The sequence below is a fragment of the Streptomyces sp. NPDC004031 genome (genome assembly GCF_053604375.1).
In genome coordinates, this window is the sequence record NZ_JBSGHL010000026.1 from 45,575 (window position 1) to 66,795 (window position 21,221).

18 protein-coding genes are annotated in these 21,221 nt (G+C 74.0%); 10 read left to right on the forward strand and 8 right to left on the reverse strand.

All coding sequences use genetic code 11. From position 1 onward, the window contains the following. The first annotated feature begins 5 nt into the window (after positions 1 to 5). The 5 genes from ACWERV_RS18720 to ACWERV_RS18740 all read left to right on the forward strand — a co-directional run bounded on the left by ACWERV_RS18720 (position 6) and on the right by ACWERV_RS18740 (position 4,720). Entirely contained in the window at positions 6 to 419 is a 414-nt protein-coding gene (locus ACWERV_RS18720; RefSeq protein ID WP_398173822.1) for a DUF3151 domain-containing protein, read from the forward strand. Positions 420 to 707: 288 nt separating this feature from the next. Then, positions 708 to 1,595, forward strand: a complete 888-nt coding sequence (locus ACWERV_RS18725) for a DUF3152 domain-containing protein (protein ID WP_452934185.1) — start codon at positions 708 to 710, stop codon at positions 1,593 to 1,595. A 109-nt stretch (positions 1,596 to 1,704) separates the two neighbouring features. Continuing rightward, entirely contained in the window at positions 1,705 to 2,541 is an 837-nt protein-coding gene (locus tag ACWERV_RS18730) for a tryptophan 2,3-dioxygenase family protein (RefSeq protein WP_398173816.1), read from the forward strand. After that, complete coding sequence (gene kynU, locus ACWERV_RS18735; protein WP_452934187.1) at positions 2,534 to 3,787, forward strand: kynureninase; 1,254 nt, start codon at positions 2,534 to 2,536, stop codon at positions 3,785 to 3,787. The genes ACWERV_RS18730 and kynU overlap by 8 nt, the downstream gene beginning before the upstream one ends. Before the next feature lie 3 nt (positions 3,788 to 3,790). Further along, a complete protein-coding gene (locus ACWERV_RS18740) occupies positions 3,791 to 4,720 on the forward strand; it encodes an alpha/beta hydrolase family protein (RefSeq protein ID WP_452934189.1) in 930 nt (309 codons plus the stop codon). A 347-nt stretch (positions 4,721 to 5,067) separates the two neighbouring features. Here ACWERV_RS18740 and ACWERV_RS18745 read toward each other — a convergent pair whose 3' ends face one another. Continuing rightward, entirely contained in the window at positions 5,068 to 5,742 is a 675-nt protein-coding gene (locus ACWERV_RS18745) for a Crp/Fnr family transcriptional regulator (RefSeq protein WP_031520125.1), read from the reverse strand. Between the two features lie 306 nt (positions 5,743 to 6,048). On the opposite strand from ACWERV_RS18745, the gene nth reads away from it, so the two are divergent. The 3 genes from nth (at position 6,049) to ACWERV_RS18760 (ending at position 8,900) form a co-directional block, all read left to right on the forward strand. Continuing rightward, positions 6,049 to 6,885 (forward strand): endonuclease III, encoded by an 837-nt coding sequence (nth, locus tag ACWERV_RS18750; RefSeq protein ID WP_398173805.1) that lies wholly within the window; start codon positions 6,049 to 6,051, stop codon positions 6,883 to 6,885. After that, positions 6,882 to 7,571, forward strand: a complete 690-nt coding sequence (locus ACWERV_RS18755; protein WP_452934192.1) for an NUDIX hydrolase — start codon at positions 6,882 to 6,884, stop codon at positions 7,569 to 7,571. The genes nth and ACWERV_RS18755 overlap by 4 nt, the downstream gene beginning before the upstream one ends. Positions 7,572 to 7,700: 129 nt before the next feature. Then, complete coding sequence (locus ACWERV_RS18760; RefSeq protein ID WP_398175989.1) at positions 7,701 to 8,900, forward strand: MarP family serine protease; 1,200 nt, start codon at positions 7,701 to 7,703, stop codon at positions 8,898 to 8,900. A gap of 66 nt (positions 8,901 to 8,966) precedes the next feature. On the opposite strand, the gene ACWERV_RS18765 is transcribed toward ACWERV_RS18760, so the two are convergent. The 6 genes from ACWERV_RS18765 to ACWERV_RS18790 all read right to left on the reverse strand — a co-directional run bounded on the left by ACWERV_RS18765 (position 8,967) and on the right by ACWERV_RS18790 (position 17,407). Next, positions 8,967 to 9,146 (reverse strand): hypothetical protein, encoded by a 180-nt coding sequence (locus tag ACWERV_RS18765; RefSeq protein ID WP_398173799.1) that lies wholly within the window; start codon positions 9,144 to 9,146, stop codon positions 8,967 to 8,969. Positions 9,147 to 9,360: 214 nt separating this feature from the next. Beyond that, on the reverse strand, positions 9,361 to 10,317 hold the full coding sequence (locus ACWERV_RS18770; RefSeq protein WP_452934194.1) for an alpha/beta fold hydrolase: 957 nt from the start codon (positions 10,315 to 10,317) through the stop codon (positions 9,361 to 9,363). A gap of 13 nt (positions 10,318 to 10,330) precedes the next feature. Next, entirely contained in the window at positions 10,331 to 10,837 is a 507-nt protein-coding gene (locus tag ACWERV_RS18775; RefSeq protein WP_452934197.1) for a phage holin family protein, read from the reverse strand. Between the two features lie 83 nt (positions 10,838 to 10,920). Further along, complete coding sequence (nhaA, locus tag ACWERV_RS18780) at positions 10,921 to 12,441, reverse strand: Na+/H+ antiporter NhaA (RefSeq protein ID WP_452934199.1); 1,521 nt, start codon at positions 12,439 to 12,441, stop codon at positions 10,921 to 10,923. Positions 12,442 to 12,750: 309 nt separating this feature from the next. Continuing rightward, entirely contained in the window at positions 12,751 to 14,709 is a 1,959-nt protein-coding gene (acs, locus tag ACWERV_RS18785) for an acetate--CoA ligase (RefSeq protein ID WP_452934201.1), read from the reverse strand. A gap of 88 nt (positions 14,710 to 14,797) precedes the next feature. After that, on the reverse strand, positions 14,798 to 17,407 hold the full coding sequence (locus tag ACWERV_RS18790; protein ID WP_452934204.1) for a bifunctional SulP family inorganic anion transporter/carbonic anhydrase: 2,610 nt from the start codon (positions 17,405 to 17,407) through the stop codon (positions 14,798 to 14,800). Positions 17,408 to 17,617: 210 nt separating this feature from the next. Here ACWERV_RS18790 and ACWERV_RS18795 point away from each other — a divergent pair, with 210 nt between their 5' ends. Further along, positions 17,618 to 19,183 carry a hypothetical protein gene (locus ACWERV_RS18795; RefSeq protein WP_452934206.1) on the forward strand — a complete coding sequence of 522 codons (1,566 nt, stop codon included), beginning with the start codon at positions 17,618 to 17,620 and terminating at the stop codon, positions 19,181 to 19,183. Here ACWERV_RS18795 and ACWERV_RS18800 read toward each other — a convergent pair. Continuing rightward, positions 19,164 to 20,192 carry an ATP-binding protein gene (locus tag ACWERV_RS18800; protein ID WP_452934209.1) on the reverse strand — a complete coding sequence of 343 codons (1,029 nt, stop codon included), beginning with the start codon at positions 20,190 to 20,192 and terminating at the stop codon, positions 19,164 to 19,166. The two genes, ACWERV_RS18795 and ACWERV_RS18800, sit on opposite strands and share 20 nt — an antisense overlap. A 106-nt stretch (positions 20,193 to 20,298) precedes the next feature. Between ACWERV_RS18800 and ACWERV_RS18805 the strand changes: the two genes are divergently transcribed. Beyond that, positions 20,299 to 21,162, forward strand: a complete 864-nt coding sequence (locus ACWERV_RS18805) for a Fic family protein (protein WP_398173775.1) — start codon at positions 20,299 to 20,301, stop codon at positions 21,160 to 21,162. Positions 21,163 to 21,221 lie beyond the last annotated feature (59 nt).

Consider the following 21,221-nt stretch of genomic DNA (forward strand, 5'->3'; position numbering starts at 1 on the left):
AACCCATGGCAATCCACGAGAACCTGCTCGGGGGCCCGGCCCCCACGCACCTGCCCGACGACCCCGGGCCGCGCGAACTGCTCGCCTCCGGCACAGCCCCCGCCGATGTCGCGGCCAAGTACCCGGCCTCCTCGCTGGCCTGGGCGCAGCTCGCCGACGAGGCGTTCGAGGGCGGCCGGGTCGTCGAGTCCTACGCCTACGCCCGCACCGGCTACCACCGCGGACTGGACGCGCTGCGCCGGGCCGGCTGGCGCGGCCACGGCCCGGTGCCCTTCGAGCACGAGCCCAACCGCGGCTTCCTGCGCGCACTGCACGCCCTCGCCCGCGCCGCCGGGTCGATCGGCGAGCAGGAGGAGTACGAGCGCTGCACGGCATTCCTACGGGACAGCTCGCCGACCGCCGCCGACATCCTGGGCTGAGCGCCCCGGCGTCCCGGGCCGACCACCCGGCCCCGGCTCCCGTTCCGCCCGCCGCCCCCCCCGCGGCGCCCGTTCGCTCCCCGGACACGTCCGGGGCCAATGTGACGGTACTGCCACAGATGGGGGGCACTCGGTCGGTCCACGTATCTGTGTGCGATTGTTGGCGCGATTGGTTGTCGTTCGCACGCACATATGAGGGCGTGTCCGCAGGCAGCGCGAGGTGCGCCACAGGGAGCCGGGTCGGGGCCCGGCGGTGGCCCGCCGAGCTGCCCGTTCGCAGGGGGAACCGTGGCAGGACCGGACAGGCGGAGTCGGCATGGGCGCCGGCGTGCCAAACAGCGCGCCTCCATAGCGGGGCCGCTCGCGCTCGCCGCCGTACTGGTGGTCGGCGCCACCGCCGGATACGCCGCGTGGCACAAGTCCCGCGCGACCGAGGGCGGCGCGACACTCGACACCGGCATCGTCACCACGACCACGCCCCCCACCTCCGGCACCTCGGCCAACGGCGACCGCAGCACCTCGCCCGAGACGACCACGACCAGCCCCAAGGCCTCGAAGAAGGCGCCCAAGCCGCACGTGTCGGCGACCACGAGCGCGCCCCCGGCCTCGGTGCCCAAGCACGGCACCGGCACCTTCAGCGTCGCCCGAGCCACCGGCAGCGCCTCCGGCCACGGCACCATCCGCCGCTACAAGGTCGAGGTGGAAGGCGGGATCTCCCTCTCCGCGACCGACGCCGCGCACGAGATCGCCGTCATCCTCGCCGACCCGCGCGGCTGGACCGCCGACGGCCACGACGGCTTCCAGCTGGTCTCCTCCGGCCCCGCCGACTTCGTCATCAAGATCGCCACACCCGACACCGTGGACCGCATCTGCGGCGCCGCGGGCCTGGACACCGGCGGCGAGGTCAACTGCGACGTCGGCGCCACCGTCGTGGTGAACCTCAAGCGCTGGATGCTCGGCTCGCCCGAGTTCGACGGCCCGATCGCGGGCTACCGCGCGCTCATCATCAACCACGAGGTCGGCCACCGCATCGGCCACCACCACGAGGGCTGCCCCGGCCCCGGCAAGCCCGCCCCGGTGATGATGCAGCAGATCAAGGGCCTGCACGGCTGCGTCGCGAACCAGTGGCCGTACGACTCCCAGGGCCACTACCTCTCCGGGCCGCCGGTCGCCTGACGGGGCCGCGGCGCGCCGCGACACGGCCTGCCCTTGCCGGATGAGCGCGCACCGCCGATGATCGCGGCGTGGCCCGGTGATCCCGGGTACCCGCACACGGAGGTACACCATGTCCGACCACCCGACCGACGAGGCGGCGACCCCGAACCTCTCGTTCGAGGGCAGCACACCGTACGAGGACTACGTCCAGGCGTCCGTCCTCACCCATCTGCAGCACCCCCTGTCCGACGAGCCCGGCGAGCTGGCCTTTCTGGTCACGACCCAGGTCATGGAGCTGTGGTTCACCCTGCTGGTGCACGAGTGGACCACCGCCGCCCGCGCGCTGCGCCAGGACGACCTGCCCGCCGCGATGGCGGCGCTGCACCGCAGCCTGCCCGAGCTGGAGTCGCTGAACGCCTCCTGGAAGCCGATCGCGCACCTCACCCCGGGGCAGTTCAACGCCTACCGCTCCGCGCTCGGCGAGGGCTCCGGCTTCCAGTCCGCGATGTACCGGCGGCTGGAATTCCTGCTCGGCGAGAAGTCCGCGTCCATGCTCGTCCCGCACCGCGGCACCCCGCGCGCCTATCGCGAGCTGGAGAAGGCGCTCACCGAGCCGAGCCTCTACGACGAGGCGCTGCGGCTGCTGGACCGGCGCGGCTACCGCATCCCCGCCGCCGTGCTCGACCGCGACCCGACCGTGCACTACGAGCCGCACCCCGAGGTCGAGGCCGCCTGGCAGCGCGTCTACGCCGCCTCCGACCAGGACACCGACCTCATCCGGCTCGGCGAGACCCTCACCGACATCGCCGAATACGTGTGGCGGTGGCGCAACGACCACCTGGTGGCCACCCGGCGCGCGATGGGCGCCAAGACCGGCACCGGCGGCTCCGCGGGGGTGGCCTGGCTGGAGAAACGTGCCACCAAGAACGTCTTCCCCGAGCTGTGGACGGCCCGAAGCCATGTCTGAGCCCACCGCACCGTCGCCTGCCGCCGCGGCCGACGCCGCCGCTGCCGACGACCTGGCCGCGCGCGCCGCCGAGCTGGACGCGGCCGACCCCCTCGCCGCCGTACGCGACCGCTTCGCCCTCGACGACTCCACCGTCTACCTCGACGGGAACTCGCTGGGCGCGCTGCCCCACGGGGTGCTGCCGCGGCTCGGCGACGTCGTCACCCGCGAATGGGGCGAGCTGCGCATCCGCTCGTGGGAGGAGAGCGGCTGGTGGACCGCCCCCGAGCGGATCGGCGACCGTATCGCGCCCCTGGTCGGCGCCGCCGCCGGCCAGATCGTCGTCGGCGACTCGACCAGCGTCAACGTCTTCAAGGCGCTCGTCGCCGCGATCCGGATGGCCCGGCCCGGCCGCACCGAGATCCTCGTCGACGCCACCACCTTCCCCACCGACGGCTACATCGCCGCCTCCGCCGCCCGGCTCACCGGCCGCACGGTACGGGCCGTGCCGCCCGCTGAGATCGCCGCCGCGGCCGACGAGCGCACGGCCGCGGCGCTGGTCAACCACGTCGACTACCGCACCGGGCGGCTCTACGACCTGCCCGGCATCACCGCCGCGCTGCACGAGGCCGGAGCGCTCGCCGTCTGGGACCTCTGCCACAGCGCCGGGGCGCTGCCCGTCGGGCTCGACGCCGCCGAGGTCGACCTCGCGGTCGGCTGCACGTACAAATACCTCAACGGCGGGCCCGGCTCGCCCGCGTACCTCTACGTCCGCCGCGCCGTCCAGCCGCTCTTCGACTCGCCGCTGCCCGGCTGGAACTCGCACGCCGACCCCTTCGAGATGGCCCCCGGCTACCAGCCCGCCGACGGCGCCCCGCGCGGCCGCGTCGGCACCCCCGAGATCCTCTCGCTGCTCGCCCTGGACGCCGCCCTCGACGCCTGGGACGGCGTCGACATCGCCGCGGTGCGCGCCAAGAGCCTCACCCTCACCGACTTCTTCCTCGGCTGCGTCACCGCCCTCGTCCCGCCCCGGCTCGTCGAGCCCGTGACCCCCGCGGGCCACGCCGAACGCGGCAGCCAGGTCTCGCTGCGCTGCGAGGGCGCGGGCACGGTGATGCGCGAGCTGATCGCCCGCGGTGTCGTCGGCGACTTCCGCCGACCCGACATCCTGCGCTTCGGCTTCACCCCGCTCTACACCCGGCACGCCGACGCCCTGCGGGCCGCCCGTACGCTGGCCGACGTGATCTCCGCATCCGGGGCGGCCTGAGCGATGACCGCCCGGAACCCCGCCGCACCACGGCCGGAAGTGGCCGCCGCCACCGCGGCCGCCGCTGCCGCCGAGGAGGCGTCGGCCTTCGCACACCCCGCCGTCCCCCCGGACGCCACCGCGGCGTACGGGGAGCACCCCGAGCAGGTCGTCGACTTCTACCGGCCCACCCCGGGACGCGGGGACGGGCGGGGCGCGCCCCTGGTCGCGCTGCTGCACGGCGGAGCCTGGCGGGCCCGCTACGACCGCGCCCACCTCTCGCCGCTGGCCGCCCACCTGGCCCGGCACGGCTTCGCGGTGGCGTCGGTCGAATACCGCCGCGGCGCACCCCCGCAAGGCGCCCAGGACGGCACCGAGGCGCCCGTGGCCGGGCGCTGGCCCGAGACCTTCGACGACGTCGCCGCCGCCGTCGACGCGCTGCCCGCACTCGCACTCCGCACCCTGGGCGCGGACACGGTGGACCCGCGGCGCTTCCTGCTCGGCGGGCACAGCGCGGGCGGTCACCTCGCGCTGTGGGCCGCCGCGCGGCACGTCCTGCCGCCCGACTCGCCCTGGCACACCGACACACCTCCCCCGCTGCGGGGCGTCGTCGCCCTCGCCCCGATCGCCGACCTCACCACGGCGATCCGGCTGGGCGTGTGCTCCGACGCCGTGCCCCAGCTGCTCGGCGGCCCCGACCACCTCGCCGCCCGGCTCCCGCACGCCGATCCCGCCGCGCTGCTCCCCACCGGTATCGCCGTCACCATCGTGCACGGCACCACTGACAACGAGGTCCCCCCGGCCGTCAGCCGCGCCTACGCCGAGGCGGCCGCCGCCGCGGGGGAGGAGGTCACGCTGGCGTGGCTCCCCGGCCGCGGCCACTTTCCCCTCATCGACCCGGCAAGCCCAGCGGTGTCGGCTGTCGCCGACGAGCTCGACCAACTCGCCTGGTAGCGCCCTTCACGCACGGGGCTGCCCCCACGCCCCGGGTTGCCACCCGAGGTGCCGTTCGCGACCGTCCGCCGCCAGTGGGCTGGTCGCGCAGTTCCCCGCGCCCCTGGTGTGTCCCCCCACGCGGCATGCGCATTCCCCCTGCGGGGTACACCTTGTCGGCCGAGGGCAAGCGTTTCCCGGGGCGCGGAAAACTGCTCAGCCCCCCGCCGGGGGGAAGACACCGTGGCCACGCGAGGTGGCAATCACCTCAGGGGCGCGAGGAACTGCGCGACCAGCCACGATGGTGAGAAGGTCGCGAGGGCCACCGCAAGGCACCGCCCGGCGCGTTCGAGGGTCAACCTCAGCGGTCAGCGACTGCGCTTCGCCAGGCGCTCGACGTCGAGCAGGATCACCGCGCGGGCCTCCAGGCGGAGCCACCCGCGGCCGGCGAAGTCGGCGAGCGCCTTGTTCACCGTCTCGCGCGACGCGCCCACGAGCTGGGCCAGCTCTTCCTGTGTCAGGTCGTGCACGACGTGGATGCCCTCTTCCGACTGGACGCCGAAGCGGCGGGAGAGGTCGAGCAGGGCCTTGGCGACGCGCCCGGGGACGTCGGAGAAGACGAGGTCGGACATGACGTCGTTGGTCCGCCGCAGTCGGCGCGCGACCGCGCGCAGCAGCGCGGTGGAGACCTCGGGCCGGACGTTGAGCCAGGGCTGGAGGTCGCCGTGGCCGAGGCCCAGCAGCTTGACCTCGGTGAGCGCCGTGGCGGTCGCCGTCCGCGGGCCGGGGTCGAAGAGCGACAGCTCGCCGATCAGCTCACCGGGTCCGACGACGGCCAGCATGTTCTCGCGGCCGTCGGGGGAGGTGCGGTGCAGCTTCACCTTGCCTTCGGTGACGACGTACAGCCGGTCCCCGGGGTCGCCCTCGTGGAACAGCGAATCGCCACGCGCGAGCGTGACCTCGGTCATGGAGGCGCGCAGTTCAGCGGCCTGCTCGTCGTCGAGCGCCGCGAAAAGCGGGGCACGGCGCAGAACGTCGTCCACGAGCTCTCTCCTTGTCGACATCGCTGGGTTGTCCCCATGATGCATGACGTATCAAACAGTGCGATCAATCACAAGGATGTCTTATCAGGGGCCGGAGGAGTGCCCCGGGGGGCCGATTGGGGGCCGCCCGCCCCGCCCTCGGCGGCCGAACGAGTGGGCCCGCACCCCGTTTTCCGCTCTCAGCGAACACCGTCGGCGGCGGGTCGGCCGCCCCGCGTGCGGTCCGCGGCGGCCCGCGCCGCGCCCGGCGGCACGGGCTCGCGGGGATCACCGCCGGGTGTCGGTGGCGGCCCGTAGTCTGGCGGCATGGCGACGAGGAGTGGCGCGGCGAGCCCGGCCCCGGCCGGTGCGGCCGCGGTCAAGAAGAAGGCGAAGGTCGCGCAGACGCACACCGGGCTCGTGCGGCAGGCCCGGCGGATCAACCGTGAGCTGGCCGAGGTCTATCCGTATGCCCATCCGGAGCTGGATTTCGAGAATCCCTTCCAGCTGCTGATCGCCACCGTGCTGTCGGCGCAGACCACCGACCTGCGGGTGAACCAGACGACGCCCGCGCTGTTCGAGGCCTATCCGACGCCGGAGGCGATGGCCGCGGCCGATCCGGTGGAGATGGAGGAGATCCTCCGGCCCACCGGCTTCTTCCGCGCCAAGACGCGCTCGGTGATAGGCCTGTCCGCGGCGCTTCGCGACGATTTCGGCGGGGAGGTGCCCGGCCGTATAGAGGATCTGGTCAAGCTGCCCGGCGTCGGCCGCAAGACCGCCAACGTCGTCCTCGGCAACGCCTTCGGGGTGCCTGGCATCACCGTGGACACGCACTTCGGACGCCTCTCGCGGCGCTTCGGGTGGACGACGTCGGAGGATCCGGAGCAGGTCGAGAAGGACGTCGCGGCCCTTTTCCCGAAGTCGGAGTGGACGATGCTGTCGCACCGCGTCGTCTTCCACGGCCGCCGCATCTGCCACGCCCGCAAGCCCGCGTGCGGCGCCTGCCCCATCGCGCCGCTGTGCCCGTCGTACGGGGAGGGCGAGATGGATCCGGAGAAGGCGAAGAAGCTGCTCAAGTACGAGAAGGGCGGCGCGCCCGGCCAGCGCCTCAAGCCCCCGCCGGGCTACCCCGGGCAGCCCGCGCCGCCGCTGGCCGCCTCATGACCCAGGCCCGGGGCGCGGGGGCGGACGTGCAGGTCAGCCGGGAGGGCCTGCCCGGCTGGCTCGCCCCGGTCGCGGACGCGGCGGAGCGGATACGCCCCGAGCAGCTCAGCCGCTTCCTGCCCCCGGCCTCGGGCGGGCGGCAGTCCGCCGTGCTCATCCTCTTCGGTGAGGGCCCGGAGGCCCCGCACGGCCCCGATCTGCTGCTCATCGAGCGCTCCGCCGCCCTGCGCTCGCACGCCGGGCAGCCGTCCTTCCCGGGCGGCGCGCTCGATCCGGAGGACGGCGACCCGGAGGGCGCGGGCCCGCTGCGTGCCGCGCTGCGCGAGGCCCGCGAGGAGACGGGCCTCGATCCGGCCGGTGTCCAGCTCTTCGGTGTCCTGCCGCGCCTCTACATCCCCGTCAGCGGCTTCGTCGTCACCCCGGTGCTGGGCTGGTGGCGTGAGCCTAGCCCGGTCGGCGTCGTCGATCCGGCGGAGACGGCCCGGGTCTTCCGTGCGACCGTCGCCGATCTCACCGATCCGGCCAACCGTGCGACGCTCACCCATCCGAGCGGCTTCCGCGGCCCGGCCTTCCTGGTGCAGGACGCCCTGGTGTGGGGGTTCACCGCGGGTCTGATCGACAAGATCCTGCACTACGCGGGCTGGGAGGTCCCCTGGGACCGGGAGCGGACCGTCCCGCTCGGCTGACCCCGCCCGCGCCGCTGTCCTGCCGACGGCCCGCCCGGGGGCGCGGCGCGGCGGATCGTGCCGGAATCCGGCTGCCCTGCTGCTCCGTACGCTCCCGCGCGCTCAGGTCGCCATGAGACCGTGTCCCTCGTGAACGTGCTGGACTTCCTGCTCATCCTCGCCGCTGTCTGGTTCGCCGTGGTCGGCTACCGGCAGGGCTTCGTCGTCGGCGTCATGTCGGTCGTCGGCTTCGTCGGCGGTGGCCTCGTCGCGATCTACCTGCTGCCGCTGCTGTGGGACAAGGCGACCGGTGACGCCACCCCGGGTTCGGTCGCGGTCGTCACGGCGGTGGCGATCGTCATCGTGTGCGCGTCGGTGGGGCAGGCGTTCACCACGCACCTCGGCAACAAGCTGCGGACGAAGATCACCTGGTCGCCCGCCCGCGCGGTTGACGCGAGCGGCGGGGCGCTGGTCAACGTGCTGGCGATGCTGCTGGTGGCCTGGCTCATAGGCAGTGCGCTGGCCACCACCGCGCTGCCGACGATAGGGCGCGAGGTGCGCTCGTCGAAGGTGCTGCTCGGGGTGTCGCGGGTCATGCCGTCGCAGGCCGACACATGGTTCGACAACTTCAGCACCACGCTGGCGCAGAACGGCCTGCCGCAGGTCTTCGGCACCTTCGGCGCCGAGCCGATCACCTCGGTGCCCGCGCCCGATCCGGCGCTGGTCAACAACCCGGTGGTGACCACCGCGCGGCGCAGCATCGTCAAGGTCGTCGGCACCGCCCCGGGCTGCGGCAAGGTGCTGGAGGGCTCCGGCTTTGTGTTCGCGCCGGGCAAGGTCATGACGAACGCGCACGTCGTCGGCGGCGTCTCCGAGCCGACCGTGCAGGTCGGCGGCAAGGGCCGGCTGCACGACGCGAAGGTGGTGCTCTACGACTGGCAGCGCGACATCGCGGTGCTGGACGTGCCCGGCCTGGACGCGCCCGCGCTGCGCTTCGCCACCACCGACGAGCACAGCCGCGACGACGCGATCGTGGCCGGCTTCCCGGAGAACGGCGGCTTCGACGTGCGGGCGGCCCGCGTGCGCGACCGCATCATGGCCAACGGCCCCGACATCTACCACCGCGGCACCGTCCACCGCGACGTCTACTCGCTGTACGCGACCGTCCGGCAGGGCAATTCCGGCGGGCCGCTGCTCACCCCGGACGGCAAGGTCGCGGGTGTCGTCTTCGCCAAGTCGCTGGACGACTCCAACACCGGCTACGCGCTGACCGCCGACGAGGTCGCCCCCGACGCGAAGGCCGGGCTCACCGCGGACCGGCGGGTGGACAGCGAGAGCTGCGCGCTGTGACAGCTGTGCGGGGCCGGGTGGCGGCGGAGGGGGCGTCCCTCCGCCGCCACCCGGCCCGTGCGGCGGTCAGCCGCGCGGATGGCGGAGCCGGGCGCCGACCCAGCGGGCGCGGCGCCGGAGGATGTGCGGAATCCCCAGCGGGGCCTCGCCCGGCGGGAAGAGGTCCATGGGCGCCGTACTGCTGACGGCGGCGGGGGTGCTTCGGCGAGTACGTGACCCATCACGGTAGTCGTGCGTCCAACCCATACCGAGCTACGTGCCCGCCCCCGTTGGTCCGTAATCGCCGTTTGGTGGTCCTGTTGGCCTATGCGTCCGGCAATCCAAATGACCATGAGCTTGTCGTATCGGACGTGTCCCGGCGTGTCGAGCCCGGTTCATGGACGGGTGCCCCGGAACCACGGACGGATGCCGCGCGCTCACGTACCGCCACGACCGCGCCGACCGCCTCCCGGGCGGCGGCTCAGCGGTCCGGTTCGGGGTCCCGCAGCCAGTTGATCAGCTCGGCGGAGAAGGCCGCCGGGTCCTCCTCGTGCGGGAAGTGCCCGAGCCCGTCGAAGAGCCGCCAGCGGTAGGGCGCCTCGACGTACTCCCCGCTGCCCGCCGCGCTGCCGGTGCGCAGCGCCGGGTCCAGGGAGCCGTGCAGATGCAGCGTCGGCACCCTGACCGGCCGCTTCATCCGGCGGTTGAACTGGATGCCGTCCGGCCGGGCCATCGACCGCACCATCCACCGGTAGGGCTCGATCGAGCAGTGCGCGGTGGACGGGATCTGCATCGCCTGCCGGTAGACCTCGACGGCCTCCTCGTCCGGCAGCGAGGGCCCGGACCACTGGGTGATCAGCTCGCCGACCAGCGCCGCGTCGTCCGCGACGAGCTGCCGCTCGGGGATCCACGGCCGCTGGAAGCCCCAGATGTACGCCCCGGCCCGGCTCTGCCGCAGGTCGGTGAGCATCGCGGTGCGCCAGCGGCGCGGGTGCGGCATCGAGACGACCGCGAGCCGCCGGACGAGCTTGGGCCGCATCGCCGCCGCCGTCCAGGCGAGATAACCGCCCAGGTCGTGGCCGACGACGGCGGCGTCCGGCTCGCCCAGCGAGCGGATCACCCCGGTGACGTCGAGGGCGAGGTTGCCCGGGTCGTAGCCGCGCGGGGTGCGGTCGCTGCCGCCGACACCGCGCAGATCCATCGCGACCGCGCGGAAACCGGCGTCGGCGAGTGCGGTGAGCTGGTGCCGCCAGGTCCACCAGAACTGCGGGAAGCCGTGCAGGAGCAGGACCAGCGGACCGTCGCCGGCCTCCGCGATGTGGAAGCGGGCACCGTTGGCCGCGACATCACGGTGGGTCCACGGGCCGTCCGGCCGGATCACCGACGCGCTCGACCCGCCCATGGTCCACGGATTCGCGGGGCGCTCGGCGGAGTTCATGCCCCAGAGCGTGTCACATCTTCGCCTTCACCGGGGCGTCCGCGGGGGGCAGCACGCGTCCGGAACGTGACGATTCGGTGGCGCCGCCGCGCAGCGCCGCGCCGTCCGCCAGCCCGCGCGGACGGGGCTTGGCCTTCTGCAGCACCGCGGCCGTCTGCTTGGCCGAGTTGATGGACCGCTCCGGCTTCTTGACGGCCTTGAAGCGCAGCACGCCGATCGCGCCGATGAGCAGCGCGAGGAACACGTACGCGCCGAAGACGATCAGGAACGCCCAGCCGGTGGTGATGCCGAGCGCCTTCAGGCCCCATGCGGCCGCCAGGCTCAGCATCGGCACGGAGAACAGCGCGAGCGCCAGCGCGGCGACCATCGCGCCGCTGCCGATCGCCACCCGCTTGGCGTCCGCCCGCAGCTCCGCCTTGGCCAGCGCGATCTCGTCGTGCACCAGGGCGCTCATCTCCGCCGTGGCGGCCGCGAACAGCTGCCCGATGCTGCGGCTGTCACCGTTGTGGGCTGCGCTCATCGCGTCGTCCTCCGTCGTTGTGTCGTCCACTGTCGAGCGGCCCGTTCCGTGGCGGTTCGACCGTCCGCTGTCCCGATCATGCCTCAGATCGTGTCAGGTCCGCTGTCGTGGCGGGCCAGTTGGGCGAGCCTGCGGTGCTCGGCGGCCTTCGCCTCCAGGATCTCGGCCATCCGGAGGTGGTAGGCGGGGTCGCCCGCCTCGTAGACGTCCGGGACGCCGTCGCCGTCCTCGTCGCGCTCCTCGTCCTCCGCCAGCCGCCGGTAGGTCGTGTCGCGCAGCTTGAGCAGAACCGAGGCCAGCAGCGCGGAGACCACCGAGCCGACCAGCACCGCCGCCTTGACCTCGGCGGTGAGCGCGGGGTCGGACGCGAAGGCCAGCTCGCCGATCAGCAGCGCCACGGTGAAGCCGATACCACCGAGCGCGGCCAGCGCGAAGACGTCCGGCCAGGTCAGGTCGGGGTTGAGGGTCGCGCGGGTGAAGCGGGCGGCGGCCCATGTGCCGCCGAAGATGCCCACGGTCTTGCCCGCCACCAGACCGAGCACGACGCCCAGCGTCTCCGGTTGGGTGAAGACGCCGGACAGGGCCGTCGCCGACACCGCGACACCGGCGTTGAAGAGCGCGAAGAGCGGCACCGCGAGCCCCGCCGACAGCGGCCGCAGCAGGTGCTCGACGTGCTCGGCCTGCGAGGGCCCGGCCGCGGTCGCGCCCGCGCCCGTACCGGCACCCGCGTCCGTACCGGCGTCCGGACCCGGTCCTCGCCCCGTTCCCGTTCCCGGTCCCCGGCGTGGGGTGCAGCGCAGCATCAGGCCCATGGCCACGCCCGCGACGGTCGCGTGGATCCCGCTGTTGAGCGTCAGCGCCCACGTCACGAGGGCGAGCGGCACATAGACGTACCAGCCGCGTACCCGGGCGTGCAGCAGCACCCAGAACAGCACCAGGCACGCGGCGGCGCCGACCAGGGCGGCCACGTTGATGGTGGAGGTGAAGAAGATCGCGATGACCAGGATCGCGCACAGGTCGTCCACGACGGCCAGGGTGAGCAGGAAGGCGCGCAGGGCCGCGGGCAGCGCGGTGCCGATGACGGCGAGCACGCCGAGTGCGAACGCGATGTCGGTGGCCGTCGGCACCGCCCAGCCGCGCAGCGAGCCGCCGCCCGCCGCGGCGGTCACCGCGTACACGCCCGCCGGGACGGCCATGCCGCACAGCGCCGCGACGACGGGGAGGGCGGCGGCGGAGGGGGTGCGCAGCTCGCCGGTGACCAGCTCCCGCTTGAGCTCGATGCCGGCGACGAAGAAGAAGACGGCGAGCAGGCCGTCCGACGCCCAGTGCGCGACGGAAAGGTGCAGTCCGAGGGCGGCGGGGCCGATGGGGTGGTGGACGGCGGTCTCGTAGCCGTGCCCGGCGGTGTTCGCCCAGATCAGGGCGGCGGCCGCGGCCGCGAGGAGCAGTACGCCGCCGACGGTCTCCGCGCGCAGGGCGTCGAGGAGGGCGTTGCGCTCGGGGAGCGGGAGGCGGCCGAGCAGGACGGCGGGGCGGCGGCGCCGCGGCTCGGGCACGGGCGACCTCCTGGGCGCGTTCAGCGGCGGCACCCTTCGTAGGGGCATGCTTGCCCCGTCCGCGGGTCCGCGTCGCCCTCCCAGCCTGCCCCGGACCCGCGGGCGGCGAACCCTTGTGCTGGCCCGGACGGGGGAGGGGCGCGCGCCCGGGGTGGTGCGAGCGGCGCGGTGCGCGCGGGAGGGGCGCGGGGGCGCGCGCGGCGGGCGCGTACGGCGGTGCGTGCGGCGGCCGGAGGGCGGGGCGGGGAGCGGGCGGGGGGAGGGCGGAGTGGAGCCGGGGAGCGGGCGGGCGCGGCAACGCCTGAGGGCGCCCCGCCGGTCACTCGGCGGGGCGCCCTCAGGGCGGCAGCGGCAGCGTCAGTCCTCGCTGGCCGCGCTCGGCAGCTTCGTCTGGATCAGGTCCATCACGGAGGAGTCGGTGAGCGTGGTGACGTCACCCAGCTCGCGGTTCTCCGCGACGTCCCGCAGCAGGCGGCGCATGATCTTGCCGGACCGCGTCTTCGGCAGCTCGGAGACCACCAGCACGCGCTTGGGCTTGGCGATCGGGCCGAGGGTCTTGCCGACGTGGTCGCGCAGCGACGCGACCAGCTCGGCGCTGTCCTCCGCGGAGCCGCGCAGGATCACGAAGGCGACGATGGCCTGCCCCGTCGTCTCGTCGGCGGCACCGACGACTGCCGACTCGGCGACCTTCGGGTGCGACACGAGCGCCGACTCGACCTCGGTCGTCGAGATGTTGTGACCGGACACCAGCATCACGTCGTCGACCCGGCCGAGCAGCCAGATGTCGCCGTCGTCGTCCTTCTTGGCGCCGTCGCCCGCGAAGTAGCGCCCGGGGAAGCGGGACCAGTAGGTGTCGAGGTAGCGCTGGTCGTCGCCCCAGATGGTGCGCAGCATCGACGGCCACGGCTCGGTCAGCACCAGGTAGCCGCCGGAGCCGTCGGGCACCTCGTTGCCCTCGTCGTCCACGACGGTGGCGGCGATGCCGGGCAGCGGGGTCTGCGCCGAGCCGGGCTTGGCGGCGGTGACGCCGGGCAGCGGGCTGATCATCATCGCCCCCGTCTCCGTCTGCCACCACGTGTCGACGACCGGGGTCTTGCCCGCGCCGATGTTCTCGCGGTACCAGACCCACGCCTCGGGGTTGATCGGCTCGCCGACGCTGCCGAGCACGCGCAGGCTGCTCAGGTCGAACTTCGCCGGGATCGCGTCGCCCCACTTCATGAACGTGCGGATCGCGGTGGGCGCGGTGTAGAGGATCGTCACACCGTACTTCTGCACGATCTCCCAGAAGCGGCCCTGGTGCGGGGTGTCCGGGGTGCCCTCGTAGATCACCTGGGTGGCGCCGTTGGAGAGCGGGCCGTAGACGATGTACGAGTGCCCGGTGACCCAGCCGATGTCGGCGGTGCACCAGTAGACGTCCGTCTCGGGCTTGAGGTCGAAGACGGCGTGGTGGGTGTAGCTCGCCTGCGTCAGGTAGCCGCCGGAGGTGTGCAGGATGCCCTTCGGCTTACCCGTGGTGCCCGAGGTGTAGAGGATGAACAGCGGGTGCTCGGCCTCGAAGGCCTCCGGGGTGTGCTCGGTCGACTGGCGGCCGGTGACCTCGTGCCACCACAGGTCGCGACCCGCAGTCCAGGCCACCTCCTGCCCGGTGCGGCGGACCACCAGCACGTGCTCGACCTGCGGGGTGCGCGCGACCGCGTCGTCTATGGCGGGCTTCAGCGCGGAGGGCTTGCCGCGCCGGTAACCGCCGTCCGCGGTGATGACCAGCTTGGCGTCGGCGTCGTCGATACGGGACGCGACGGCGTCGGCCGAGAAGCCGCCGAAGACGACGGAGTGGGCCGCGCCGATCCGCGCGCAGGCCAGCATCGCCACGACCGCCTCGGGGATCATCGGCAGGTAGACCGCGACCCGGTCGCCCTTGCCCACGCCCAGCTCCGCCAGCGCGTTCGCGGCGCGGCAGACCTCGTCCTTCAGCTCGGCGTAGCTGATCGCCCGGCTGTCGCCCGGCTCGCCCTCGAAGTGCAGGGCGATACGGTCGCCGTGGCCGGCCTCGACGTGCCGGTCGACGCAGTTGTACGCCACGTTCAGCTCGCCGTCCGCGAACCACTTGGCGAACGGCGGGTTCGACCAGTCCAGCGTCTGGGTCGGCTCGGTCGCCCAGGTCAGCCGCCGGGCCTGCTCCGCCCAGAAGCCCAGCCGGTCGGCCGCGGCCTGCTCGTACGCCGCCGCGGTGACATTGGCGGCGGCGGCCAGCTCCGCAGGCGGCTCGAAGCGCCGCTCCTCCTTCAGCAGGTTGGCCAGGCTCTCATTGCTGCTCACGCCAGCTCCTTGTCAGGGTCTCCCAGATGTCCCGCCACTACCTCACCAGTCCGCGGGGCACCCTGACAAGGGTTCGCCCGGAAGTGGTTTAGACCTTTGTGGTCAGTCCGTACGCCGCCGGGCCGTCGCCATCCGGCGCCGTCGGCGGTACTGCCGGGGGCGCCGGGGCCGCGGCCTCCGCCACGGGTGCGGGGTCGTGCGAAAGAGGTGCGGGGTCCGGCCGTACTGCGGTGAATATGCCAGAGGCGCGATCGAGCAGATACGCCTGGGCCTCGCCCACGTGGAAGTACATCCCGTGCAGCTGGAGCCGCCCGTCGGCGATGCGGCGGGCCACCCCCGGGTGCGCTGCCAGGTGGTCGAGCTGCTGCACGACATTGGCCAGGCTGAGCGCCTCGTGGTCGTCCGCGACCGGGCGGTCGGCCAGCGCCGCCCCGCCGTCCGCGCCGCCGGGGCCCCGCGCCATCCGGGCCAGGCTCGGCCGCCCGTGCCGCAGCCAGCGGGCCAGCGGGGTCTGCGCGTCGGGCTCGCGCGGCTCAGGGGGCCGATGCGGCTCATCCGGCTGATCCGGCTCGCGCGGCTCCTGCGGTGGGGCCTGCGCGTCGGGTTCGTGGGCCGAGGCCAGCAGCGCCGCCATCGCCCCGCAGCCCGAATGTCCGCACACGGTGATGCTGCCGACCTCCAGCACCTCCACCGCGTACTCGACGGCGGCCGCCACCGAGTCGCAGGAGGCGTCCGAACCGGGTGGCGGCAGCAGATTGCCCACATTGCGCACCGTGAACAGATCGCCCGGCCCGCTGGAGGTGATCATGCTCGTGACCAGCCGGGAGTCGGCGCAGGTGAGGAAGAGCTGGGTCGGCCGCTGGCCCTCGCGGGCCAGTCGCGCCAGCTCCTCGCGCACCAGCGGCGCCGTGTGGCGCTGGAAGGCGCTGACCCCGCCGAGCAACTGCCCGCCGCCGGCGGCCTGATGGCGCTCGGGGCGCGTGCAGTGGTGGTTGCGCCAGGGCGTCCAGGGGCGGCACGCGTGGGTGGGCGCCGGCTCGCGCAGGGCGCGGCCCGCCCCGTCGCCGAGCGCGACCCGGCCGCCGCGGCCGCGGTACCGCGCGCACCAGCCGCGCAGTGCCTCGGAGGCCGCGTGGTCCATGAACGACCCGTCCAGCTCCACCGCCACCTCCGCCCCGTCCGGTACCTGCGCGAGTGCCCGCGTCAGCCGCGGCACCGCGAGAAAGGTCAACTGCCCTGTCACGCGTACCCGTACCCGCGCACACGCCTCCTGCACCTTTTCCCGGCTTTCTTCTTTTTCTTCTGATTTATCGCTTTTTAGGCTTTCTTTGATTTCCCTGGCATATTCCTCGGCGACGGTGACGGTGACCCGGGTGTGCGTCAGCCGCCGCAGGGCCAGCACGACGGCCACCGCGATGCCCGCCGCCACGCCCTGGAGCACGCCGAGGACCACGACCGTGCCCAGCGTGGTCGCGTACACCGGGAATTCGCGGTGCCGCCGCACATGGCGGATGTGAGCGAAGCTCACCATGCGCACCCCGACCAGCATCACCAGCGCCGCCAGCGCGGCCAGCGGGATCGCCTCCAGCGCGCCCGCGGCCAGCCCCGCGCACGCCAGCACCCACACGCCGTGCAGCACCGTGGCCCGGCGCGTCCGCGCGCCCGCCGCGACATTCGCCGAGCCGCGCATCGCGCCGCCCGCGATCGGCAGCCCGCCCAGCAGACCTGAGACCACGTTGGCCGCGCCCTGCCCCAGCAGCTCGCGGTCCAGCCGGACCGGTGGGGTCTGCGCCGCGGGCTCCCGGGCGGCCTGCAGGGCGTCCACCGCGAGCGCCGACAGCAGCGATTCCATGCTCGCCACCAGCGTCACCGTCAGGACCACCGCGACGACGCCGAGGACCGGCCCGTCCGGCATCTCCGGCAGTCCGGGCGCCTGCCACGCGGGCAGCTCCACGCGCGGCACGGACAGCCCCGCGGCCGCCGCCGTCGCCACCGCGACCGCCGCGAGCGGCGCCGGGACCGACCCCAGCACGCTCCCCGCGCGGCCGCCGATCCGCTCCCCGAGCCGGTCGCGCAGCCGCGGCCAGCCCAGCAGCACGGCGACGGTGACCGCCCCGACGAGCGGTGTGACGGGATGGCTGTCCGTCAGCTGGCCGGGCAGCGCCGCGATGTTGGCGACCGCCGAGATCTGCGGGCTGCCGCCGAGCACCACATGCAGTTGGCCCACCGCGATGACCACGCCGATACCGGCGAGCATGCCGTGCACGATGGCCGGGCTCACCGCGAGCGCCGCCCTGGCCACCCGCAGCACGCCCAGCAGCAGTTGCGCGAGCCCCGCGAGCACGGTGACGGCGCAGGTGGCGCGCCAGCCGTAGCGGTCGACGAGCCCGGCGGTGACCACGACCAGGCTGGTGGCGGCCCCGCTGACCTGGAGCGGCGCGCCGCCGAGGCTCCCCGCGACGATGCCGCCGACGACCGCGGCGACCAGGCCGGCCTGCAGCGGCGCGCCGGTGGCCAGCGCGATGCCGAGGGAGAGGGGGACGGCGATGAGGAAGACGGTGATCGAGGCGGGCAGGTCGCCGGGGGTGCGGGCCGGTCGGGTGCGGGCCGCGGCGGGGGCTGGGGCCGGGGCCGGGGTGCGGAGTTTCAACTTCCCGTCTCCTTCGGTGGGCGGCGGGACTCGGTGGCGCAGCGTCATCACTCACTACTGCCAAGAGGCAGTAAAAAGACGGTAATGGATCGAATGCGGAGAGTGAAGTGCGGAGGTTGACCCGGCAGCTTTTTTACGTCTATCGAGTGATTTGAATGATGAAACGGCCCGGCGGAACGGGCGCGGAGGGTGAGCGTGCCAGCGTGGGTCGGCGTGTGGCCACATGACGCCGACGCCCTGCCGCGATGCGAGGTACGAATGCACTCCGTACGCAAGCCGCTCCCCGCTTCCCGTGCTCGCCGCGCCCCCGCGGACCGGGCCGTTTGTGCCGCCGTCCGCGCCGCCGGAGCCGTCCGGGGCGGTTCCCCCGCGCGGCTGCGCACCGCCGCCGCGCTCGCCGTGGTGCTGGCCCTGGGCGCCGCTGCCTGCTCGTCGTCCGCCGGGTCGGGCCTGGACGGTCCGGCCGGTCGCGGGTTCGAGGGGGTGCCCCAGGTCCCGCCGGTGCTGCGGCTCATCGGCGACGGCTCCACGGCCGACACCGGCGCCCAGCCGCGTCAACCCGACGCCCGACGGCTGGGCGCGGGGGAGCGGCCGCCGCAGTTCGTCGTCTTCTCCTGGGACGGCGCCGCGCAGGACGACCGGCGGCTGCTGTCGTACGTCCGCGAGTTCGGCGAGCGCGACGGCGCCGCGATGACGTACTTCGTCAGCGGCGTCAGCCTGCTCCCCGCCGTGCACGCGGACCGCTACGCCCCGCCCCGGCACCCGCGCGGCACCTCCGACACCGGCCTCCCGGCCGACCCGGCGACCGTCGCCGACACCGTTCGCGAGATGCGCCTCGCCTGGGCGGACGGCAGCGAGATCGGCACCTCTTTCAACGGGCACTTCTGCGGGCCGGACGCGGGCGCGGCCGTCGACACCCCGAACACCCCGGGCACCCCGGACGGCGCCGACGGCGCTGGTGGTGACGGGCCCGACACCGCGTCCGGCGGGTGGACCGCGGCGGAGTGGGGCGCGGAGATCCGGCAGGCCGCGGACCTCACGCGGCAGTGGAAGACGAACACCGGCCTGTCCGCGGCCGATCCGCTCCCCTTCGACTACGCCAAGGCCGTCGTCGGCGGCCGTCCGCCGTGCCTGTCGGACCCGGCGGGCCTGCCCGCGGCGGCCGTGGCGGCGGGCTTCCGCTATCTCGCCGACCCGACCCCGCAGCCGCAGGTGTGGCCCGCGAAGTCCGGCGGCCTGTGGCGTTTCCCGCTCCAGGAGGTGCCCGTACCCGGCCGGGACACCGAGACGCCCGCCTCCGACCAGGGATTCCTGTCGGTCCAGTCCGGCACTCCGGTCGCGGGCGCCCAGGATCCGCAGGCGAACGCCGCATGGCAGGAGCAGATGCACGACGGCCTGATGGCCGGTTTCACGCGCGCCTACGAGGGCAATCGCGCACCGCTGGTCGTCGCGAGCCACCTGGAGTCGTGGAACGGCGGGGCCTACCTCAAAGCCGTCGAGGACACCGTCCGGGACGTGTGCGGCAAGCCGGACGTGCGGTGTGTGTCCTTCAAGCAGCTCGCCGACTGGCTGGACGCGCAGGACCCGAAGGTGCTGGAGCGGCTGCGCGGCCTGGACGTCGGGCAGGCCCCGCGGGGCGGCTGGCCCGCGCTGATGCGCCCGACGCCGTCACCGAGCGCGGTGGAGGAGGGCGCGCCGGAAGGCGGCGCGGCGGCGGGCGCGGATCCTGCGGGTCCTGCCGGTTCTGCGGGGTCAACCGGTTCTGCGGGCGCGGCGGGTTCTGCGGGTCCTGCCGCCGAGCCCGTCAGGCCGGGTGCACGCTGAGCGACTCGCCGCGGGCGGCCGCCGGTACGGTCCCCAGCAGGCTCTCGTCGAGGACGAAACCGGGGTCGATCTGCGCCGCGAGGTCGGCCCCCGTCTTCGAGTTTCCCCAGCTCTCCGCGTTCTTCCTGTGGAAAAGTGCCATCTGCTGCGTGTAGCGCCGCCAGTCGCGCCGCTCGTACGCCGCGTCCGCCCGCTCGTGCATGGTGTGCAGCGCCCGCCGGTTGACGTCCTCCAGCTGCTCGAAGCGCGGCGGGCGGCCCTTCTCCATGGCCCGCACCCAGTCCGAGTGCCCGACCGTCACCAGCAGGTCGTCGCCGACCTCGGCGCGGAGGAAGGCCAGGTCGTCCGCGCCCTGCACCTTGTTGCCGATCACGGCGAGCGCGACGCCGTAGTCACGTGCGTAGTCGCGGTACTGCCGGTAGACGGCGACGCCCTTGCGGGTCGGTTCGGCGACCAGGAAGGTGAGGTCGAAGCGGGTGAACATGCCGGAGGCGAAGGAGTCGCTGCCCGCCGTCATGTCGACGACGAGGTATTCGTCCCGGCCGTCGACAAGGTGGTTCAGGCACAGCTCCACCGCGCCGACCTTGGAGTGGTAGCAGGCCACGCCGAGGTCGGACTCGTTGAAGGGACCCGTCACCATCAGCCGCACCGCGCCGCCGTCCAGCGCCACGGGGTGGGCGCAGGCCGCGTAGACGGGGTTGTCGTCGTCCCCGGTGAGCCGCAGCAGACGGGAGCCGGGGCCGGGCGGCGTCGTCTTGATCATCGTCTCGGCGGAGGCGATCCGCGGGTTGGCGCCGCGCAGGTATTCCTTGATCTGCGGCAGGTGCGCGCCCAGCGCGGGAAGTGCGGCGGCCTCGTCCTCGCCGAGGCCGAGCGCCGGGCCGAGGTGCTGGTTGATGTCGGCGTCGACGGCGACGACGGGCACCTGCGAGGCGGCGAGATGGCGGATGAAGAGGGAGGACAGCGTGGTCTTGCCGCTGCCGCCCTTCCCGACGAAAGCGATCTTCATGTTCGCCAAGAGTAGTCGGATGACTACGCATGTTGTCCAAACGGAGTGGGCAAGGCCACTCGTTCGTGGTCGTTTGCCGTGTCGCGAGGTGCGTAGGGTCTTGGGCATGGCTACGAACGCTGCCCAGTCCGCCGCCGGGGAACTCTCGGCGACCGACCCGCTCGCCGCCCTCGGCACCCTGCCGGGCGTGCCCGAGGCGGTCGACGCCGTGCGCCGGGCAGTGGACGCGGTGTACGGCCACCGGGTGATGCGCCGCAGGTCCGACGAGGTCACCGCGGAGGCCGCGCTGCGCGGTGCGCGCGGCTCCGCCGCCCTGGCCGGCGCCGACTGGCCGCTGGAGGAGCTGCGCCGCCGCAGCGACTTCTCCGCGGACGAGCAGGCCCGTACGGTCGGCGCCGCGCTGCGGCTGACCGCCGAGGCCGGCCAGCTGCTCGGCGTCTGGCGGCGCTCGCCCCTGCAGGCGCTGGCCCGGCTGCACCTGGTGGCGGCGGGCGGCGCTGCGGCGGACACCGCCGTGGGACGGCCGCGGCTGGCCGGGGAGCCGGTGGACGAACCCCTGGTCGGCGCCGCGGAACTGGACCTGCCGAAGCCGCCGGAGGTCACCGCGCGGCTGGACGGCCTCACCGCGCTGCTGCTCGCGGGAACGTCGGCCCCCGCGCTGGTCGTCGCGTCGGTCGTCCACGGCGAACTGCTGAGTCTGCGCCCCTTCGGCTCGTTCAACGGACCCGTCGCGCGGGCCGCGGAACGCATCGTCCTGGTCGGCACGGGACTGGACCCGAAGTCCATCTGCCCGGCGGAGGTCGGCTACGCGGAACTGGGCGCGGCCGCCTACCTCGCGGCCCTGGAGGGCTACGCCTCGGGCACGGCCGAGGGCATGGCGGAATGGATCGCCCACTGCGGGCGGGCGCTGGAGCTGGGCGTACGCGAGAGCGTCGCCGTCTGCGAGGCGCTGCAGCGCGGCGCGGCCTGAGAACGCCCGAGGCCGACGCCGGAGACATGGACGGCGCCGGGTACGGCAATGCGGCGGCA

Coding starts and splice junctions, on each gene's coding strand:
- ACWERV_RS18720 (WP_398173822.1), top strand. CDS start 6: ATGGCAATCCACGAGAACCTGCTCGGGGGCCCGGCCCCCACGCACCTG.
- ACWERV_RS18730 (WP_398173816.1), top strand. CDS start 1,705: ATGTCCGACCACCCGACCGACGAGGCGGCGACCCCGAACCTCTCGTTC.
- kynU (WP_452934187.1), top strand. CDS start 2,534: ATGTCTGAGCCCACCGCACCGTCGCCTGCCGCCGCGGCCGACGCCGCC.
- ACWERV_RS18740 (WP_452934189.1), top strand. CDS start 3,791: ATGACCGCCCGGAACCCCGCCGCACCACGGCCGGAAGTGGCCGCCGCC.
- nth (WP_398173805.1), top strand. CDS start 6,049: ATGGCGACGAGGAGTGGCGCGGCGAGCCCGGCCCCGGCCGGTGCGGCC.
- ACWERV_RS18755 (WP_452934192.1), top strand. CDS start 6,882: ATGACCCAGGCCCGGGGCGCGGGGGCGGACGTGCAGGTCAGCCGGGAG.
- ACWERV_RS18765 (WP_398173799.1), bottom strand. CDS start 9,146: ATGGGTTGGACGCACGACTACCGTGATGGGTCACGTACTCGCCGAAGC.
- ACWERV_RS18770 (WP_452934194.1), bottom strand. CDS start 10,317: ATGAACTCCGCCGAGCGCCCCGCGAATCCGTGGACCATGGGCGGGTCG.
- ACWERV_RS18775 (WP_452934197.1), bottom strand. CDS start 10,837: ATGAGCGCAGCCCACAACGGTGACAGCCGCAGCATCGGGCAGCTGTTC.
- nhaA (WP_452934199.1), bottom strand. CDS start 12,441: ATGCCCCTACGAAGGGTGCCGCCGCTGAACGCGCCCAGGAGGTCGCCC.
- ACWERV_RS18790 (WP_452934204.1), bottom strand. CDS start 17,407: ATGACGCTGCGCCACCGAGTCCCGCCGCCCACCGAAGGAGACGGGAAG.
- ACWERV_RS18795 (WP_452934206.1), top strand. CDS start 17,618: ATGCACTCCGTACGCAAGCCGCTCCCCGCTTCCCGTGCTCGCCGCGCC.
- ACWERV_RS18800 (WP_452934209.1), bottom strand. CDS start 20,192: ATGAAGATCGCTTTCGTCGGGAAGGGCGGCAGCGGCAAGACCACGCTG.
- ACWERV_RS18805 (WP_398173775.1), top strand. CDS start 20,299: ATGGCTACGAACGCTGCCCAGTCCGCCGCCGGGGAACTCTCGGCGACC.